The 20,693-nt window shown below is 49.0% G+C and carries 14 protein-coding genes; all 14 read right to left on the reverse strand.

What is annotated here, in order from left to right:
- Positions 1-764, reverse strand: a 764-nt coding sequence (locus CR164_RS12760; RefSeq protein WP_146204177.1) for an Ig-like domain-containing protein, incomplete at its 3' end; no start/stop codon positions are given.
- A 783-nt stretch (positions 765-1,547) separates the two neighbouring features.
- Complete coding sequence (locus CR164_RS12770) at positions 1,548-2,189, reverse strand: class I SAM-dependent methyltransferase (protein WP_265377383.1); 642 nt, start codon at positions 2,187-2,189, stop codon at positions 1,548-1,550.
- Between the two features lie 88 nt (positions 2,190-2,277).
- The gene (locus tag CR164_RS12775) at positions 2,278-3,117 is read right to left on the reverse strand and encodes a class I SAM-dependent methyltransferase (protein WP_110024385.1); all 840 of its coding nucleotides are present in this window, start codon (positions 3,115-3,117) and stop codon (positions 2,278-2,280) included.
- 14 nt (positions 3,118-3,131) lie between these two features.
- A complete protein-coding gene (locus tag CR164_RS12780) occupies positions 3,132-6,383 on the reverse strand; it encodes an ABC transporter permease/M1 family aminopeptidase (RefSeq protein ID WP_110024386.1) in 3,252 nt (1,083 codons plus the stop codon).
- A gap of 14 nt (positions 6,384-6,397) precedes the next feature.
- Positions 6,398-7,303: an ABC transporter ATP-binding protein gene (locus CR164_RS12785; protein ID WP_110024387.1), complete on the reverse strand. Its 906-nt coding sequence runs from the start codon at positions 7,301-7,303 to the stop codon at positions 6,398-6,400.
- Positions 7,304-7,396: 93 nt separating this feature from the next.
- Entirely contained in the window at positions 7,397-9,604 is a 2,208-nt protein-coding gene (locus CR164_RS12790) for a TonB-dependent receptor (protein WP_161953537.1), read from the reverse strand.
- Between the two features lie 278 nt (positions 9,605-9,882).
- The gene (locus CR164_RS12795; RefSeq protein WP_110024389.1) at positions 9,883-10,905 is read right to left on the reverse strand and encodes a methyltransferase; all 1,023 of its coding nucleotides are present in this window, start codon (positions 10,903-10,905) and stop codon (positions 9,883-9,885) included.
- 41 nt (positions 10,906-10,946) lie between these two features.
- A complete protein-coding gene (locus tag CR164_RS12800; protein WP_110024390.1) occupies positions 10,947-13,052 on the reverse strand; it encodes a TonB-dependent receptor in 2,106 nt (701 codons plus the stop codon).
- Positions 13,053-13,254: 202 nt separating this feature from the next.
- Positions 13,255-14,286, reverse strand: coding sequence for a methyltransferase family protein (locus CR164_RS12805; protein WP_110024391.1), 1,032 nt, complete (start codon positions 14,284-14,286; stop codon positions 13,255-13,257).
- A 94-nt stretch (positions 14,287-14,380) separates the two neighbouring features.
- The gene (locus tag CR164_RS12810; protein WP_110024392.1) at positions 14,381-16,780 is read right to left on the reverse strand and encodes an efflux RND transporter permease subunit; all 2,400 of its coding nucleotides are present in this window, start codon (positions 16,778-16,780) and stop codon (positions 14,381-14,383) included.
- Between the two features lie 137 nt (positions 16,781-16,917).
- Entirely contained in the window at positions 16,918-18,189 is a 1,272-nt protein-coding gene (locus CR164_RS12815; RefSeq protein ID WP_146204178.1) for a DUF1302 family protein, read from the reverse strand.
- Complete coding sequence (locus tag CR164_RS12820; protein ID WP_110024394.1) at positions 18,186-18,983, reverse strand: outer membrane lipoprotein-sorting protein; 798 nt, start codon at positions 18,981-18,983, stop codon at positions 18,186-18,188. The genes CR164_RS12815 and CR164_RS12820 overlap by 4 nt, the downstream gene beginning before the upstream one ends.
- A 220-nt stretch (positions 18,984-19,203) precedes the next feature.
- Entirely contained in the window at positions 19,204-20,229 is a 1,026-nt protein-coding gene (locus tag CR164_RS12825; protein WP_110024395.1) for a helix-turn-helix domain-containing protein, read from the reverse strand.
- A 93-nt stretch (positions 20,230-20,322) separates the two neighbouring features.
- Positions 20,323-20,693, reverse strand: a 371-nt coding sequence (locus CR164_RS12830) for an energy transducer TonB (protein WP_146204179.1), incomplete at its 5' end; no start/stop codon positions are given.

The raw sequence follows: 20,693 nt of genomic DNA on the forward strand, positions 1-20,693 counted from the left end.
TCGATCGTGAGTGGATCACTTGCGGGTCCCTCGTTGCCCGCTTCGTCGGTCAGGGTGTAGGTGAAATCGTACGTACCGTCGCCCAGCGGTGTATCGGGCGTCAGCGTACCTGTGACGGGATCGTACGTCGCCGGGACTTCCACTCCATCCACATACAGCGTCGGATTGTCGCTCAGGCCCGGACCGATGTTGATACCCGGCGTCGTGTCGTCGGTCACCGGTTCCGTGCTCGTTGCACTCTGCACCGGACCGGCGTTATCGGCGTAATCGGCCGGTGCCGTCGGCTTTGACGACGACCCCGAATCATCATCACTATCCACGGCAAGCGCAATACCACCGGCACCTAATACACCTCCAAGCAAAAGCAGACCCGAAGGGTCATCATCCTCTTCCACGGTATACCAACCGTTTTCTAAAGAAACTTCCCCCGTGACGGTAGCATCCAGCGCGATATCAAGTACAACCCTGCCCTGGTACTCCACAACCAAACGGCCATCACGAATTTCGATGTGTGCATTCGATGGAGTCAGGCGCGTACCATCGACAATGATGATGAAGCCCTGACCCGAAAGTTCTGCGAAATTGTCAGCAAAGGTTTCGACGCTGATCTGCCCGGACTGTTTTCCTTCGGATTGCCGATACTGGACTTTGACGTCAGGTGACTGATGAAGAATCCTAGCCATGATGTATAAAGTATTAATGGTTAAACAAACCCACCATAATGTGGTTTTATTATAAAGTTTTTCGGGTGATTTTCCGAACAAAAATCTACATTAAGCACTTTGAAAATAACCAGTTGCCAGGACACCTCGTGAGCACTCATTAACAACCCCAAAAATTGTGATTCTATCCCCAAAGAACTTCGCCATTATTCCGGCTGTAATTACTGCAAGAATTCTTTTTGTGTCATGGCTGGCACAATTATCCACTGCATGCACTTTTCTCAGCATTAGTGATCCTTACCATTTTGCTCATTTTGAATGCCAGAAAGCCCCTGTTGTCGATGCTGTCGAACGTGACGAAAAAATGAAGGGCAAAGAACTTCGCGCATTGATAAAAGCAGAATGTCGATATTGATGCCACCAAGCCTGATGATTGGTGAATTCAGCGGCTACAGCGTGATACGTGAGGTTCACCCATTTATAGGACAGCTATTTGACAAAAATAAGTTTGCTCAGGCATCCTTTGGCACCCAACGTTTTTTGACATCGTAGCTATCTTGCAAATGGGAAGGGCCTCATCTTGAATCAGAGGAAATTTGCACAGGAATTTATGATTTGAAGTAGATCAGCGAGCTCAGGAAGTGAAAACCAACAAACCGAGGTGATAAGCAGCAATTCCTCACGATGAATGACAGCGACGTATAATAAACAACCTATCCGATAGCCAATTACAGGGATTTTGTTTCATAAAAAACCGCTCAGACCGTCACCTAATAGGGAATTGAAAACAAAAAGACAAAGATAAATTCCAGGGCACCGGGCCGAAAAAAGCTTATCATGGGCACAATGTTACCATTACAACGTTACAGGGAACATTAAAAGAAATCACATTTTAGCAATCGCATAAACAGATTTCACTTTGTCACCAATCAAATCTATATTTTTTATCTCAAATCCTATTTTACCGAGTAATTCTTCTAAATTGGACGTTGTCAAAACTCTCGACTCCTTTGGTGGTTTACCATATGTTCGAATGTATCGATAGAGCATGCCCAGCTTCTGAAAGGACTTCATTCCTTGGATAGTAAAACTTACAATAATCATGCGTCCATCTTTTTTCAAAATACGTTTACATTCATCAAGAGCTTTCTCTGGATTTGGGATTACATGCAACAAGTTAGCCATAAAAACAGTATCAAAACTGTTCTTATCAAATGAAAGATTCAGACAATCTTCTTGCTTCACTTGAATAAATTCATTGTCTTTGAACTTTTGTCTTGTAACCTCAACCATCTCGGCAGACCAATCAGTTGCTACAACTTTCTCAGAATTTGAAGCAATAATTTCCGTAAACACCCCATCTCCACATCCCAATTCAAGTGTTGTCCCAAGGTTCTTGTTTTCAGCTATTTGATATTTAAGAAACTCTATTTCCCTATACCCTGCGACATAATTATTACGTTTCTCAAAATCACTTGCAAACCTTGACCAGAATGATTCTTTTTGTGACATATTCCTACTCATTATGTTTTTATTTTCTTCATATCAATATTGAATTTTATACGGTGTTCCTGACGCATCGATCATAGAGCTGATCCATAGACATAGCGAAAGGTCAGGGCTTCGGAGAAGTGATTTCAAGCTGCACTATTCCGGAAGCAAGCCTGTTTGTCAGCCACTGAAAGGGCAAAAGATAGGAATAGGGACGCATCCGCTCGGGAAAAGGATCGGCGTAAGTCATTTGTCGCTTGATCCGTAAATGAGGATGAATATCGTTAAACCATTTATAGTCACCATAGTTCAGTGCCCACGGCATGAGCGGAACAGTGTATGTTTTAGTCACCTTCATCCCCTTGAGGCTTTTCCTGGAAAGCCAGACAGGAATAACGTCGAATATAATCTGACTTTCCCCAAAGTGTTCGGCAAGGCGATACAACAGATCCCTGACTTCACCTTCTTTAAAGTACATCAGAAGTCCCGCCATGACGATGAACACTTCCGATCCTTGTGGCATCTTTTTTATCCATAGATCATCGAGCGCCGAACAGGTTATCGTCTCTATCCTCTCTTCCGCAGGCAGAAACCGCTTGCGCACCTCGATGCTCTCGGGAAGGTCTACGGAAATCCAGCACAGCTTGCCGTTATCGACACGCCAGAACTGGGTATCCAATCCTTCACCAAGGGAAACAACCGTTCCTGCAGGCTTCTTCTGGAGCCATAGCTTCAATGCATCATCGATAACACGAGCCCGAATCGCATGACCTGCATTGGGCTTTCCAAAGCTCCCCTCGAAATCATAGTCGATACGCTCGACCAGATCGGCGGACATGGGATCATCGATCAGACGATCCTTCCGTTTCTGTTCGGCAGCCCGATTCCAGAGTGGCCACAGCAGGGTTTCCGGCACTCCGTTCAGACTCACCCTTTCTTTTCCTATCCGTACGTTTATCCCCATAGCTATACTCCATCTTATTTTTCAACGATCTCAAACATCATCCTCATTTTCTCATCGAGTGCAACTTCACTCTTCAGATACTCGTAAAAGTCCTTGAACACAAGCGGCTTGCCTTCCTGCATCGTAAACCACTCCCGAACTAAGTAGAGCAACCTCTTGTGCCCGATAGTCTCCGACACATGATAAAGAGCGATAGCTCCTTTGTTTTCTTCCAAATAGTCTATACCATCGGCATAGAGAAGCGACGGTTCCGTGTTCGGTTCCGCTCCCCTGTCCTTGCCGTACTTGCGCCTCTTTTTATCGAGAACAACCGCAACGCGTTCCTCACCGTCCCTCTGTTCGAGAAAACCGAGGGCCAAGGCTTCAGGAAGTGCTGTCCAGAGCATTTCGGCGCCCTGAACGTCTGCCAAGAGACCGTTTTCCAGCACCCACTGGCGGAACAGTTCCCTCGTGACGGAAGCACGGATGAAACTGACAACATCGGCATTGTTTCGGTCTCCATACCACCCCTCTTTCTCCGAAATGGCAATTGTATTGGCAAAAGCGTAAAATGGATCCTGATAGAAAGGAATCTCCACTACTCGTAGCTCTGAATAGGGGTAGGCACCGAGATGACTTTCCAGATAGTTCATTCCTTCTTCGAGAGCCTCGCAGTACAAATCGATATTGTAACCGTGGTCCGCCTTGTAGAGCAGTGTAACCTCCGTTTCACCGACCGTCAGCGCCTCTTCGGCATAGTCGGCTGAACCGATGCACCAGTGAAGCGGCGAAGGTTTTTCAAGCTCGTAACGGAAGTAGTTGCGGCCGTTCTCCTCCCAGCGTTTTACCAGCATGCCCGGAGCGAACGTGGTCTGGGTAGCGGGCGTGCTGACGGTTATCGTCCCGCTCACAAGGGCGGCATCGGTTGCCAGATAATGTTTTACAAGCGAAACCGGATCGTCGACAGAATCCATACGTGAGTCGAGCATATCGAGGCCGTTTGCCTTGCGCTCGTTGTTTTCCTGAAGCTCCTTGCCCGAATCGTACCCGATCACCGGTACAAAACGCTCCATGAGCAGACCGTTGTAAGCCAGATCCGCACGCGGTTCGCCCTGGGATAGTCCAGGGTAGGACCTTCTGGAATCGATAATGAGCGTGCGGATGTCACCGGGTGCCATAACCTCGGGAAACGCATAGACCTCCATGCCGAGCACCTTGTCGGCTTCCAGCCTTTCGAGTTCCCGTCCGTTCATGCTCAACGAGCTGATTTCCGTGAAATAATCGGCGTTGACGTAGAGCTTTTCGACCGGTTCGTTCGAAGGGTTGTCGAGCGTAAGCTCGGCCCTGCATTCCGCCGCTTGTTCTAGAGGATAAAGATCGAGCTGCAGATCCACGGCCGTTATACGGGGAGAAGCCGAAAATTGCACCTCGCCGAACCGTTTTTCATACTCGGCGGCTTCAGTGTCCTCCTGGCCGCTGGGAACATAGTTACGTGTCGTATTGACCTCGGCAATGAGAAACGACTGGAGAAAAAAGAACACTGCAAGACTTGCGAGAGAGATCGCGACCCCACCCCAGCCGAGCTCACCGTGAAGCGAAAACACCCTTTTGAACACTCCTTTCTCCGAACCCCGGTTCCAGAAACGGATACCTGCCAGAAGAAATGATATGGCAAGGGAAAGCCAGAGCAGGAAATACCAGAAAGAAGCCTTCAAAAAGATTCCGTAACGATTCAACTCCGAAAAGTCGTCAAGTCCCGGAACCAGTGCATAACCGTAACGAATCTGCTCGATGATGCCGGTATCGAATGAAATCGCGATGAAGATGAAGTATCCGACGCATACGACGTGCGTAAGAAAGCGGTTACCCGTCAATCCGGCGACAAAAAACACCAGCCCGATGTAAAGCACATACGTCAGCCAGCCGAACCTGAATCCCAGAAGATCGTAGGCGTAGACTTGCCAGTCGATTGCGAAAAAGCCCTGACCGACCTGTGCGACGATCCCGGAAGCAAACATCGTCAGTGAAATAATCAAGGCGACACCGCACATTGCGACAAATCTCGAAAGCAGCGTTACCCAGGAGGGAATTGGTGCCGCATCGGCAACCTGCCACAACCCGGTGGTCCTGTCCTTGAAGAAGAGCTCACCCGACCATATCATGAGCAGAATGATCATCAGAAAACCGGTATGCAGACGGGTCGTGGTCATACCGGACGTCAACGGTACCTGGGCACCGACATAGTAGACCGGGTTCCACAGAATCATGTAGAGGAAAAACATGACGGCGATCACCATGAGCACAACCTTGAACGACACAGGACGCACGACATTGAGAAACTCGACCAGCGCGAAACGCCCCAGCTTCCGGAAATACTCCCCGATGGAAAAGACCCTTTTTACATGTGGCACCGCAACATGGGTGAACGATGCGTCATGCGAGGCAACGACATCATCCTGCAGCGTTTTCCGGGCCGAACCGAACGCAGCCTGAATGAAGTTACGGAAGCTGAACCGGAAATAGCTGTATGTAAACGCAAGAAGTCCGATACCCACCCATAGCAGACGATTGAAAAGCAATCGCTCGTCAATTGGAAGAAAACCAATGTTTTTCTCTGCCACCGACATACCGTCGACAATTTCCTTGGTATAGACAAAACCGAAAGGATCGAGGATCATGAGCGCGGTAATGTAAGGCGAGTTGCCGCTTACCGCCTCGGCGACAAGAAAGACCAGCACGAGCAAAAAAATTCCGATATAGGAGGCCGCCATGTTACGGAACCGGACGATGCAGAAGTAACTGACCACTGTAAGCAGGAAAATATTGAGCACTCCGAAAAGCACGTAACCGTGCAAGAGCTGAAGCCAGGGTACCGGCCCGAACTTGTCGGCCGGTCCGAAACCGAGATACGGCATGATGATCATACCCACAACATAGGCGGCAACCAACAGGAGGTTAATTGCGTAAGCCCCGAAAAACCTGCCCAGGAAAAATCGCTTCTCACTTACCGGAAACGTATAGAGAAACAGCGCCGTCCGCTGCTCGATATCACGATAGAGCGACATGCCGGTTATCATGGCGATGATGATCATGAGAATCATTCCGCCACCCGACAGACAGACGTAGAAGATTCCGGCCCCGTTGATCATGGCCTGATCGTGCACATAGAAATCGTACACCGCAAGAGCGTACCAGACGCCCTGGAAACACATCATCAGAAGAATGAGCCAGGTCAGCGGACTCGCGAAGCGAGTACGAAGCTCGAAAGGAAATATTTTACTTACCATGTCTGCTACTCCTGTTACGCTGTTGCGGCCATAGCGGCTTTTTGAGGCTTTTCGTTGCGCGAAAGAATCTGGAAGTACACGTCCTCCAATGACGGCGCTTTCGACTCGAACCCGTCTCCGGGACATCCTTCCGCATCGACCGTTACCTGCAACTTGCCGAGATGGAAATGACTTGCGATAACCTTATACTCCCTGTCGTACTTCTCCAGATCTCTTTTGGCGATCTCTTTTATCCATAACCTGTCTTTCAGATGACGCTCCATTTCCGACGGCGCGCCTTCGAGCAGCACCCGGCCGTTACCCATGATCGCCATGTCACTGCAGAGCGTGCTGACATCTTCGACGATATGGGTCGAAAGAATCACGACCGTGTTTTCACCGAGTTCCGACAGCAGATTGTAGAAACGGTTACGCTCACGCGGATCGAGACCGGCTGTCGGTTCGTCGACGATGATGAGGCGGGGTTCGCCAAGAAGAGCCTGCGCTATGCCGAATCGCTGTTTCATGCCCCCGGAATATCCACCGAGCTTTTTTTTACGGTCCTCCCACAGATTCACTTTCTTCAAGAGCGCATCGACCTGCGCTTTCCGTTCAGACGCCTTAGCGATGCCTTTCAAATCGGCAAGATGCAGCAGAAACTCCTCGGCCGTCAGGGAGGGATAGACGCCGAACTCCTGCGGCAGATAACCCAGTACCTTCCTCAAAGACACCGGATCGCGGGCAACATCGATACCGTCGAACACGACCGAACCTTCGTCGGCGTCCTGCAGAGTTGCGATCGTTCGCATCAAGGTGGACTTTCCCGCGCCGTTTTCTCCAAGAAGACCGAACATACCCTTGCCGATCGTCAGACTTACATTTTGCATCGCCTTGACACCATTGGGATAGGTTTTCGAAAGATTTTTTATCTCCAGTTTCATCGTTTCACTGTTTAGAATTCATAAAAAAGCCGTTCTCCCCGCCGCAAACAGGAAGCGGGGAGATATAGCTATCCAGCCGCACACAGGCGGATCTCACCAGCTGGCTTCCACGCCTATACCCAGACGGCAAGGCGTACTGACACTCCCAGCACGTCCGGGCATACCGATATAGCCTGCTATATTCGTCATATTCAGTTCATAAAAATCGTCGAGCAGATTGGTGCCCCAGACATAAACGGACCAGTTATCTTTACGGTATCCGGCCTTCGCATCGAGAACGTGTCTTCTGGAAAGCCTGGTGACTTCCTCGTCATTGAGCACGCTATAGCTTTCATCAACCCACCGGAACGTGCCTCCGGCGAAAAACCCGCTGCTGTGATTGTAGTTCGCACCGACGGCAACGGTCCAGTCCGGAGAGTTCGGCAGAGACCTGCCGGTGAGGTCTTCACCGTAGAGTTCAAATTCCTTGAATTCGGAACTGGTATGACCGAGGGCGAGAAAGGTTTCGAGGGCATCGGTCACTACCGCTCTTGCTTCAACCTCGAATCCCTTGATCTCGGTTTTTCCTGCATTGGCGGTCAGTTCGTCGAAACCGGGGAAGCCGCCCGCCGGAAGATAGGGCACCTGCATATCCTGCCAGTCGATGAAAAAGATATTGCCGTTGAGCGTCAGCCTATCATCCAGAAGAACGGAGCGGAAAAACAGCTCATAGGTGTTAGCGATCTCTTCATCGTACTCCTCGACAATCTGTAAAAACGGCGCCACGGCGATTCCGCCTGATCGGTATCCCTTGGCGTATTTCAGACCCGCGCTGACATCATCGGTAAATTTAACCGTAAGACTTGCCGAAGGCAGAAACTGATCGTAATCGGCATCAGCTTCCACAGAGCCTTCCCTTTCCTCATATGGGGCAAACGGATCCGTCGAGAACGGCGGAGGGCCATAATAGTAGAAACTGCTGTTGTTTTTCCGGTTTTCGGTGTTGTACCGCAAACCTGCATTCAGGGTGAGGTTATCAAAAATGTCATAGTCGGCATTTGCATAGAGCGCCGCAACGGTTACCTCCTCACCAAGATCAAATATCGATGAGAAGAAACCGTCAGCGTCATAGACCGTAAGAACATCGGCTTTCGAGTAATACCCGCCCAGGAGACCCCGAAACCTGTCCCCCTCATAATGCAGCCGCAGATCCTGGCTGAATTGACTTTCATCAAAATCGCCGTTGATCCAGAGCAGGTCGGGCGCCATTTGATCACCGTCATATGTATAACCGGTGATTTTGAGATCGGAATAGCCTGTAACGGCCGCAATCCTCCAGTTATTGTCGAGACGGAAATCGGATTCAAGCGCCGTAAACCATGATTCCTGTGGAACATATCCTGGCCAGGTCTCCTCGTTCAATCTGTCTTCGAGATCGTACATGCCGAATTCCATCGCCCTGGGCTGAGTGTTTGTTTCCGAATCGAAATAGATGCCTGTCAGGTTGAAGGAAATATCTTCGTTGCCCAATGGGCGATAAAGCAGTTGCAGGCGAGCTGTTTTTTCATCGATCAATGCGATGTCGTCCGCACCGGTTATCGGATTGACGATGCCTCCATCGCTGTTACGTGTCTCGAGGGCGATCCTTGCAGCGAGCACATCCTCTTCAATGGGGACATTTTGATAGAGCGCGAGGTTCCAGGTATCGAGCTCGCCATACTCGGCACGGAATCCACCGTCAAAAGTAAAATCGGGACGGTTGTAATTGAAAAAGACCGCACCGGCCAGGGAATTCTTTCCCTGCAAGGTGGACTGCGGTCCCCGGAGTACCTCGACAGAACGGACATCCCATGTAGACGGCTTTATGTACTGGCTCAGCAATCCGCCCAACGCTACCTGATTGAGATACACCGCAGCAAGCTGATTCGTCGCATCGAAAGATGCAAATATACTGCCTTGGTTGATACCACGAATACTGAACAAACCGCCCATAGCCGCCATTCCTTCACTGTTCACGTTGGCAACCCTGTTGAGCACATCATCGATGGTCGCTATAGGTTCGTCCTTCATTCTGCTCTCATCGATAACCGCGGCACTTGTTGGCAGATCCTGAATATCACGCCCCACCTTGTCACCAACTACCTCGATGCCTTTCATAAGGTGCTGCGGTATAATTTCAGGTGTTTCAGCCACCGTACTGGTGAGAGAATCGGCCTCTGCGGCAGTGCCCGGCATTTCGTTTTCCGCCCGAACAATCCCGGCAAACACAACCTGCGCGATCAGGCAGTACGCAAGTCCTTTTTTTACTACAGTTACAAACATCTTAAATACTTCTTTTATGGGCACTTCTATTAATTTGCTGCGCGTCATGGTTACTTCGTTGATCGGTGCTCAAAATCCTCATCCCGACCTGTCGGGACTCCGGTTTCGAAGTTTATCCCGATTCAATCGGGACACCGTTCGCCTCGCACTCAAGCCGCTCGCGACAATTTTTAGTGGTGCCCTTATGTTAGGTTGCTGTTTGATTAACGAGAAACTTCATATTTTCGAGCGTGGCCGGGTCACAACACGCATTCCAGATAGCGCCTGCTCTCTTTTTATCACGTTTTCTTTCTTGCAATATCCATCTCCATCGGCATCATCGGCGTCTCCACTGTCATGCTGTCAACAGAGACAAAACCAGCCCGGTGCATGGCACCGGCAATTTCCCCTTTACGGAAAACCTGATTAAAACCCGTAAGCGCATAACTCAAATTTTCCAGAACATAGAAATCAGGCTTCGTCCCTTCATCCGTAAGCCCTTCAGCAAGACTGACGAACACTCCACCCGGCACGAGAGCATCATGAATCTTCATCATCAGTCGATCCAAATCCGAACGGGCGAAATTCAGGGTTGAGCTCGCCCAGATCAGATCGTATCCTTCACCGATGGAATCAGCCAGGTAATCGCCACTTTTAACAGAAATTCTATCACGCATACCATATTCGGCTATGAACTCCTCAGCCACGCGAAGCACTCCCGGCCGATCGAACACAACTCCTTTCATGGACTCACTTTCAGAGACGATCCCGATACAGTATAAACCGGGGCCACCCCCGAGATCGAGCATGTTGCCAAAGGATGAAAATCCTTCGATACCGGAAACGATTCCCGCAATGTCCTGCATCATGCCCCCCTTATGATAATTGCCAACGGTACGAGCATAGTCGACCCAGATCTCTTCATTACCGAAACCGGAATGATCGGCAAAGGGCCCGTCCTTAACGAGCCGAGTCATATCGGACACCACGTCGGCTGACATGCGATGCATCAAAAGCAGTATCTTGCCGATATAATTCTGGCTTTCGCTGTTGAGCAAATCATCCGCACATTGTTCATTACAGTATCTTCCTTCTTTCTTTTCAAGCAACTCCGCGGCTGCCAGGCTATCGAGCAGCGCACCTGTGTTTGCGGGATGACATTGCAACGTAGCGGAAAGTTCCTCGCTCGACAGAGGAAACGAAAGATGATCGAAAACACGTAATTCAAGAGCGGTCAACAGCGCCTGTGCCCGCATCCGGCCACTGAAAAGCCCGTAGACATAACGACTTTCCTCAACCCTGCTATCTGACTTTTTTCGCATACCCCCCTCCTTTAATAATGAGCATCATATATATCATACCTTTACATGCGTACCGAAGCAGTCATACCCACTGTACGCGGCTCACCAACCGTGAACACGCCGAACGACTTGCCGGTAAAGTATTCCTTGTCGAGGAGGTTGTTGCCATAGAGATACACATCCCAGCTATCGGCTTCATACCCTATTTTAGCATGCACCAGCCCGAACGGATCACGCTCGATGGTGTTGGCATCGTCATAGTAGGTCGTGCCGTACCCGTCCGCATCCATTCTGACAAACAGTCCGGAACCATGGCGATACTGCACATTGAAATTCGCCGTCCAGTCAGGGCTCAACACAGGCACGTTACCCTTAAAATCCCCGTATTCGTCGAATTTCGCATCGAGCAACCCGAACGCTGCACCGATATCGAGCCCCTGCAACAGCTTGGCTCTGGCCTCGACCTCGACCCCCTGGCTGTGCGCCTTTGCAGCATTCGATGCCACATAAACCCCTGGTGCAGTCTGATTCCAGACGTGCATGTTTTCTATATCGATATAGAACAATGTCGCGTTCAGGAGAACCCTTCCTTCAAGCCAGGTCATCTTGGCGCCGACCTCGTAGTTCAGAGATGTTTGTTCGTCGAATTTGGCTGCTTCCTTGTCATCCCCCCATGCATTCAGTCCGCCAGCCAGATACCCACGCGCAACACTGCCATACAGCATCACATGCTCACTCAAACCCCAGGACAATACGCCTTTTGGCAAGAACGCCCCCCAATCCTCATCACGGCTCCACGAAACCGGTACGGCTGATCCACTAAAAGGATCGATCGGAAGTTGTTGACCGGTATCGGTACGTATCACCTCGCGCCGGTAATCCAACTCCTTGCGTATTGTTTCATATCGCAATCCAGCCGTGAAGTCAAGTGCTGAAACAAGAGGAAAAGTCACCTGACCGAAGGCAGCAACAGTTTGTTCTTGCCGCTCACCCGGCCAGTTATACTTGACGTTATAGCCGAAGAACCCCTCAGTGTCCAATGTCGTCGAATAATCCTCGTCGTTGGTGTTTTCCGTAGAATAGTAAAGCCCACCCATCCACCGTATACTACTGGCATCATCCGGAGACTGTACGCGCAGTTCCTGGGTAAACCCTTTATGTTCGGATTTCTCTCTGATGCGATCGGTACCCTGAACCGGTACGAACGTTTTGCTCAGGCACAGGTCATCCTTTTCATACAGGTACGTCGTCAGGGAATACAACGAAAACCCTTTTCCCTGATAATACATATCCAGCGCGGCACTATAAACGTCACTATCATTACGATCCTCGGGATCCATAAATCCATGAAAAACAACCGGCCCAGGAGCCAGACTGGCCCCGGCACCTCCATCTCGGCCATCCACCCTTGCATGAAGGTTCACCTCGATGCTTTCCACAGGAAGCCATCGAAGCCATCCTTTAAGAGAAGCAGCGCTTCTCGCATCAAAATATTCCTGATCGGGATGATCGTTTTTCATATACCCGCCAACATCGGTATATTTACCGGAAACACTGAAAAACAAACGATCCGTTACAACCGGCCCATTGACAAACCCTTTCATGCCATAAGTCTCGTGTTCTCCCGCCCATACGCTGGCCTTTCCTTCCCAATCATTACCTGGCTTCCGGGTAATGACGTTGATCACTCCGCCAATGGCATTTTTACCGTACAGCGTACCCTGTGGACCACGAAGCACCTCGATCCGTTCGACATTGAGAAGCTCTAAATCAACCTGTGTGACATCATCGTATGGCACACCGTCAACATATATAACCACCGGACTTCTCCGGGTGAACATGCTGGGGCCGATACCCCTGATGGCAACACCGCTAAATCCTCCCAACTCCTTGCTGACTGATAGATTCGGGATCATATCGATAACATCGGCGATGGTTTCAACTCCTGCATCCTCCAGCTCGGTTTCGGTGATTGCGGTAATAGCCGCCGGTACTTTCTGGACACTTTCCTCCCGCTTCTGGGCAGTCACGGTAATGGACGAAGCCTCGTACACTCGTATATCACCGTCATCCTTTTCCAAGACATCATCTTCCGCAAGCAAACATCCGGAATACAACTGTGGGAGAAAAAAACACAACCCCGCCACCAGCATTTTTTTGAACGACATAACTTCACCTCTACCCGATTATTTTATTGCATTCAAAAATTTTACGATCGTGTTGCTTAACCATTTGTAGAGATGAATATAACGCAACTAAACTTATTTAGACTAATTAAAGAAAAATAAAAAATATTATAGCTCATATTCCTACCCTACCTGTCGAAGAGCGTGCTTGAAGAAAACCTGAATCAGGTGTTTCTCCTGTGACCTACTCGACATCATTTATTTTTATAGCTGCCAACAACTGGATGGGGAAAGCAACACTTTCATCAGGCTGCAGTATGGTGATTTCTCCAAAACCCGTTTCACCGAGAGCATCTTTCAATGCATTTACCGATAATTTATAAACAGGATATCCCTTGGCCTGCGTCATCAGCTCGACCATGGCAATTGTCAGGCCGCATTCTTTCTTCGAACAAGACGCAATGTGGCTTGAAATAAACAATCCACCTTTTTTCATGGAACCGTTCACTTTTTTCAGAAATGCCCGCAAAACCGCTCCTTCTCTACACTCATACAAAAAGCGGGAAATGAAAAACACACCATAGTCATTCCCCAGCGAGCAATCCCCCAAGCCCTTGATATCATGATATGTTATCCGATCGAAATTCTCTTCCCGACACTTCAGTTCTTTTGCCAGAGAGCACACCTCCGGCAATTCGTAGACATGAGAATGAAGGTTGCTGTTTTCATGCAAGAACGCAAAAGAGTAGTAACCTGTCCCCCCTGCAAAGTCACACATTTTGATTGCACCGTGAAAACCCGGCATACTCTTTATAAATGAAACTGCCGCCTGTATCTCCCCTGCTTTAGCACTTCTCTCCATAGCCAGAACAGCATTTTCCGATACCCACATCCCGCTATTGAACCTTTTGGTCTCCCCCTTCAAGGCCTGCTTCAAACCGTCAAATGGACTGGTACCTTCGGAAAACATTCTCACCGCCTCCAACTGGTTTACAAGAGAATTACTCACCAGATATTCTTCAGAAAGAACCGTAAGACTGTAATAGCCATCCTGCTCTTTCATAAAATCAATGGCCACTAAAATTCGGAGCAGAGCGCCTGTAATACACTCGTCGGTATTCAGTTCTTGTGCAAGATCTCTCAAGGAAAGCGACTTACCCGAGAGCGCATCAAATAATCCAGTTTCAACCGCACTGTTTATTATTTGGGGCAGGTAACTTTTATACAACAGATTGTTAATCTGGCTGTATGGAGAGTTTAAAACCGGTAATTTCATGAACCATCCTGATATTTTTATTCATTTGTCAATTAATTATATAAAGTCTAAATAAAATAATAACCAGAACCACAATTCACATATTTTATTCTTTTTACAGCACGCTTTCAGGCTCTTTTTCACGGCATGATTCCGCAACCTTCTGTTTATCGGAAACAGTTTCACTACCGAACGGTTTGAACCATGCCAAAAGGATAGGTGTAACGAAATAATCGACAACCAGCGCCGTCAAAATACCGCTACCTATCAGTACACCCATGTTGAAAAACACATTAGTAACCGACACGAGATACGCTGAAAAACCGAGAATGAGCACCAGAGAAGTCAGGAAAAGAGCTGAACCGACAGCAATGAACACTCGCCTGCAACTTTCCCTGTAGCTACCTGTCCGAACAAACTCGAGCTGCGCATGATTGATAAAATGAATGGTGTCGTCAACTGCGAGCCCCAGCAGCATCGGCATGATCGTTACGGTCATCATGTCGAGTGGAATATTGGCATAACCCATGACTCCACCGACGACAAGAGCTGGTGAAACATTGGGTATCATGGCAATCAAACCTGTTTTCATGCTGCCGAAAACCAACGACATCAGCATGGCAATCGCCCCCATAGCAAGAAAAAACGACGTAATCTGCCCCCATGTCATATAATCTTGCATAACCGTAAACTGCGAAACAGCACCAACAAGCAGCACTTTTGCGCTGGGAAACAGCTCCTTGCCCCTATCCTGTATCACCTGAAGCTCTCTCATCGCTTCCCCTGAATTGTAATCACCCAGCTCTACCATCAAACGCACACGCTGGTAATCATAATCCGCCCATTTCTCCGCCTCGACTCCTCCTGCATTCTCATAAAGCAAAAGAAGCTGTGCAACCATCTCCCTACTGTCGGGTATACGGTGAAATTCCGGAAGTCCCGCATTGAGCGACTGATTCATATCTTTGATGATATCGACAATGGAGGTCACTTTTTTTGTCAGAGGAAACGTCTTGACTTCATCAACAATGCTATCGATTTTCCTCAGATTTTCCGGCTCGAGTACATCACCGGGATTTTCGAACTCGATCGCCGCATCATAAGAGTACAACGACCCGACCTTGCTCTGCCCGACTTCGTAAATCCTATTGACATAGGGAACCTTGAGCCCGAAAGTACGCAGCACATCGAATGATACCTCGAAGCGGGAGATACCTGCAGTACAGATGACAACGAGAATTCCGAAAACACTCATGGTCAGCGCAGGTCGCGCAAACACGTAATCGCCAAGCCATACCATGAGGCGTCCAAGAACCCCATCATTCTTTCCGCTCTCGACAACCATGGGCTGGCGATCTTTTCCAAAGCTTAGAAGCGTTGGAAGCAAAACAATCGCCAGCACGTAGGTCACACCGACCAATGCGGCTGATGTCATACCGACAAAACGGATGGGATGTAACGGAATGAAAAGAAAGGATATCAATGCAACCATTGTGGTCAGGGCGCTGAAAAGCAGTGGCCAGCCTGTCTCCTCAACCGCATAGAGAACTGCATCCCGACGGTTGCCGGTGCTGAAAAACGACCGCTTGAAGTGATTGAACAGATGAATGGCATAACCCACGGAAACTGCCAACCCCAGAAAAACCGGCATAAATATCATGGAAGGATCGAAAACCACCCCAAAATATCCTTGCAAACCAAGCACAATCACAATGCCTGAAAGGGCACTTAGCAGAGGAAACACCACCCCGCGGAAACTTCGCAGGGAAAAACCGAGAATCAATACCGTAAATAACAGACACAACCCGAACAAACGCACGATTTCCCCACTCAGAAAATTCTGCTTGTCGACATTGATTACCGGGAGACCGCTTGTCAACGGATTGAGCGAGCGATACTTCTCCTGCCCTGCAATCTCGTTGACCATGCGGCCGACAATCACCTCGGGATTTTCAGCATAATGATCCCTCCAGTCATCCGGAATCGGTTTCATTCTCAGCATAACCCATGCCAGGCGGGAATCATCTGAAAAAATACGGTTCTTCATGAGGGGCTTTGCAAGTGCTTGCTGGCGAATCCTATCAAGCTCCTGCGGATCTTCAGGGATTTCCTCAGGAATCAACTCACCGATTTCCAGCCCATCTTCCGTACCCCGACTGAACTCGAAATCGGTCAATGAAATCACATCGTCGGCATACGGCACCCGGTCAAGAAGCTCATTACTCATCTCCCGGATCTTTGCCAGCGCATCGGCCGTAAAAACGTCATCGGCCTGAACCAGAACAGCGCAATACTGATCACTACCGAAGATTTCCTCGAATCGCTCTTTAGTGACAAGCAACTCGTCATCCTCCAGAAACCAGTTGTCCATATCCACATCGGTCTGAAGCAGCCTGAGCCCTGAAAACGAGCCGCCGAGGATCAGAAGAAACAAAATAATGTTCAACCAGCGGTACTTCAGAATCCACTCTCCGAATGCACGAAAACGTTTGTTTATCGATTCTATGTTCAACATGAGATAATTAGTTTGCATTAAGGGAACCTCTATTTATTGTCGAGAGCTGTTCAAGCGCAAGGCGAACGGAGCACAGAAACCCCTTTCTATCCGCTCAACGAAGCAATTGAATCGCGGAATAAATACATTGAGGTGCCTTAAAAACTGTACTTCGCCTTGACCCATATCTGCGAATTATCACGGTACCGTCCGAAAGAATTCCCGCCACCACCAAACACATCGACCCCGGCAAAAAGATGCAGATCATCCCTGACCGCATACTCCGCTTTGATTTGATCGAAAAAATCCTGCTCCCCGATATCGTAATAAAGCATGTTCGAAAGCGTCAGGGTTTGGCGCATCAGCTTTTTGGAAACATGCAACGTCGCAGACATGGCATGCTTTTCAGCCGCCATTTCAGACTCATGATCCACAACCGCCGTACCCGTTAACTGTGTAATCATCGACCAGTCATTTCCCGGAGTCCAGTCGACCCCACCGAGCCACTGCAATGCGTTTTTCTCAAAAGGATTCCCGGTAATGCTCCGTGGCTCAAAAAAACGCCCCAGATAGTAGGCAGCCTCTCCCCTGAAAACGAAGTCCGACAAAGGACGGGAAAATTCCAAACCGAAAACCGTCATACGGTGATGCTCAGGCGAAAAATGAATCTCGACCTCTCCCTCATCATTACCAGTGATTGTCCGATGCATAGCAGGGTTGTCGTCCCAGGTATGGAATACCGAAACCGCAACATCCAGACCAGACCAGAATGCAGAGACCTTCAACGCAATTTCACTGTTTTCCAACGACGTTTCAGGTTCATCCACCGGAGAAACCATTACCCGCACATCATTCGGAATATCCTGTTCAAGCGCCCAGGGATTATCTGCCGAAGGCTGAACAGCCGACCTGAAAACGGGAATCCAGATCAACTCCATGTCTACCTCGTCACCCAACAACCTGAATTTGACGGCGTCCACAGGGAGACGAATTTCCTCGAGATCCCGGGTGATAAATTCGGTGTAATCCGGTGGTGAAACAATATCAGTGATCTGTACGCCATCGGCCTTACCCCAGATGATCACCTGACGGCCGACACGCACATCCCACCCTTCAGCAGTGTATTCCGCCCAGATTTCGTGCAGATCGATCCCTGTTTCATCCTCAACCCTCCAGTTTTTCTGGGCATCAACGGAAAGATGTGCATACACATCATCAACCTCGGCCGATAACTTGAGGCGTCCCCAAACCCTCGACATCAAAGCATCGTGAGGAGAACGAATTCGCACGGACCGAGCACCTTCGACCCATCCGTCGACTTCCACCCATTCCATCCACGAGCTCTCATCCGCAGCCGCTGCGGAACCCGCAAACGGTAAATACCCCACAGCCACTACAAGAGTCTGCAGCAACTTCTTTTGCCAATTCAATGAATGCGGCCCCGTTGAATGGATGACACCCTGAACAGCTTGTCCCCGAGCCCGGTATCATATCGCATGGCACTGAACTCCATCACTGTCTTGTGATTCCTGACAACATTCTCCATCTCCGAATGCCTGACTGTCCAGAAGCCACCCTCTTTACCGAAATCAACCACCCTGTACACCTTGAGAAGACCATCCTTATCATAGTATTCAGCCTTCAGTATCATATACGCCTCTTTGCTTACCCATAGAACCTTACGGGTGTACATGTCATCCGGGTCGACCGGGATCGATTCGACTTTCCAGCACATCTGTTCTCCAACGGCCTCTTCACCCTGCAACGTATGAGTATCCTCGTCCACATGACGATCTCCCATGTCGTCATACGTGAAATCACTGCCCATAAAGTATTCGTTTTTTGAAGCTCCGCTGATACGCCGAACCTTCTTCATGGCCGGCATATACAGCCACTTGTCATCCTCTCTCGATGGATCATCATATTCCCAGGACAGAAAAGCAGTCCCTTTGACGTCTGCCGGTCGATCGAAAACCATGACCGATTTTTTATCCCTTCCATAGTCCTTCGAGTATGAAGAAACCTCACGAACCCTTTTGCTTCCACGCTTGTTTACCAGAGTCATTTTCATGACCGACGTCCGATCATCACCATCTGGCCGCTCGTCTTCCATCACCATCACATCACGCCCTGTCACCCCATCCGTTTCAGCAAAGACGATATTCCGGTCTGCAGGAAACAGCAAAGCTGAACACACCAGTGCAAAAAGAGTTTTTTTCACCATCGGTAACTCCCGTTTAAAAGTTTAGACGAAAAAAGTAGTACTGGTAAAAGTTCTACGCTAACGGACGGCGAACAGAGTATGACGATCGGCGAAAGTTTGCTTGAATTGAAAGGTTTCCAAAAGGTTCACAACAGTGGAAAACTGCCTTCCCCTGGTGTTGAAAACACGGAGAAAATAACAATGCTGGTGTTGCACCTGCTATCCATGAAAAGACATCGGTTCAGCAACCTTTTTTTCTGCGAAAATCGGCACCGGGGGATACACCGAAATGATGCTTGTATGCTTTGGCAAAATGACTGAGACTGGAATAGCCGACAGAATACGCGGTTTCGGTTACGGTCAATCCCTGATTTTCTATCATGGTCCGGGCTTGCCTCAGCCGTTCATCTTTCAGATACTGGAAAACCGTTTTGCCGAACATCTGCCGAAAACAACGATTGAGCTTGGGATGGGACATACCCGTCACTGCAGCGAGTTCATCGAGATGCGGAGGAGCATCGAGATTACTCAACAGGAGGTTTTTAGCAAACTCTGTTCGATCTCTATCCCCAGGATGCATAACATGCTCTTTTTTCTGGTGCGTTGTTCCAGAAACCGATAATTGTTTTAACTGATAGGCCATCAGTTCGAGAGAACGGCTCTCCAAGAAAAGCTTTCGCGCAACCCCATTATAAGGACAGTCAACGATTTGACGCAACGCGATATGCATAGCTGGCGTAATCCCCCTTATCTTTCGAAAAATACTATCCCCTTGTTCTTTGAAAACCTCCTGTAAAACAGGTGGCAGAAGACCGATATCATCTTTGAAATAGGAAAAGAAAACTTCGGGGCTAATGGCGATGGACACACTCCTCAACTGTGTCCCTGCCTTAACCTGGCCAACTCCGTCAGGCTCGTTCATATAGAGGAAATACTGCTGTTCACCGCAAAACTCCAGTGACCTCTTCGGCTTTCCGACAACGGCCTCATAGTGCCCTGACAGGTAAAAACCGAAAAGCAGAAGAGAGGGATAATCTTGAAAGGAAAAGCATGCCTCCCTTCTGAACTGGAAATCCGTGACCCACAACTCAAACCCGTCCCGAATCGTTATCCTTCGAATCATCCCCTGGCCTAGCCTTTTCGGGCAGCACCAGCAATGCTCGAAGCTGTTTGACTGGGAATGGAAGAACCCTTCTTTTTCAATAGTGCTGAAGCCGTCTTTCCAACTGTATCTTGCTACATCATGATTTTCCGTCGGCTTTTTCACTGTATCTCCGTCATCAAAAAAACAAGAGCTTTTACTATGAGCTCATAAAATTTGCTCATGTACATTACCGTAGGATTTAACGCACTTTCCCGCTTATCTCAGCATGAAACGAATCGGGATCATAAGCCACACCTTGACCGGCTTCCCATGCTGAATACCTGGCGAATACGTTGATTTCATAACTGCCTCGATCGCCGACTTGTCAAAAACCTTTTGATCGGACGGCTCACGCTTCGTAATCTTCGCCTTGATCGGCTCGCCCTTCTCTGAAATCAGGACACTGACAAACACCTTGCCCTCAATGCCCGCACGGCGGGCTGACGAAGGATAGCGCGGCTTTCTCTGACGGATAAACGACGGCATCGTTTCAACAATCGTAAATACTTGGTCCCCGATACCGCCCTCGACACCCTGTGGCTGATGAATCGCCTTTCTGATCTCCTGCTGCGTCGCGAGCGTCTGTT

It is taken from the genome of Prosthecochloris marina, from assembly GCF_003182595.1.
GTDB lineage: Bacteria > Bacteroidota > Chlorobiia > Chlorobiales > Chlorobiaceae > Prosthecochloris > Prosthecochloris marina.

Bases quoted from the DNA above. Each gene is read 5' to 3' on its own strand.
- CR164_RS12780 (WP_110024386.1), bottom strand. From the start codon at position 6,383: ATGGTAAGTAAAATATTTCCTTTCGAGCTTCGTACTCGCTTCGCGAGT.
- CR164_RS12805 (WP_110024391.1), bottom strand. From the start codon at position 14,286: ATGAAATTACCGGTTTTAAACTCTCCATACAGCCAGATTAACAATCTG.
- CR164_RS12775 (WP_110024385.1), bottom strand. From the start codon at position 3,117: ATGGGGATAAACGTACGGATAGGAAAAGAAAGGGTGAGTCTGAACGGA.
- CR164_RS12790 (WP_161953537.1), bottom strand. From the start codon at position 9,604: ATGTTTGTAACTGTAGTAAAAAAAGGACTTGCGTACTGCCTGATCGCG.
- CR164_RS12820 (WP_110024394.1), bottom strand. From the start codon at position 18,983: ATGGTGAAAAAAACTCTTTTTGCACTGGTGTGTTCAGCTTTGCTGTTT.
- CR164_RS12785 (WP_110024387.1), bottom strand. From the start codon at position 7,303: ATGAAACTGGAGATAAAAAATCTTTCGAAAACCTATCCCAATGGTGTC.
- CR164_RS12795 (WP_110024389.1), bottom strand. From the start codon at position 10,905: ATGCGAAAAAAGTCAGATAGCAGGGTTGAGGAAAGTCGTTATGTCTAC.
- CR164_RS12810 (WP_110024392.1), bottom strand. From the start codon at position 16,780: ATGTTGAACATAGAATCGATAAACAAACGTTTTCGTGCATTCGGAGAG.
- CR164_RS12800 (WP_110024390.1), bottom strand. From the start codon at position 13,052: ATGTCGTTCAAAAAAATGCTGGTGGCGGGGTTGTGTTTTTTTCTCCCA.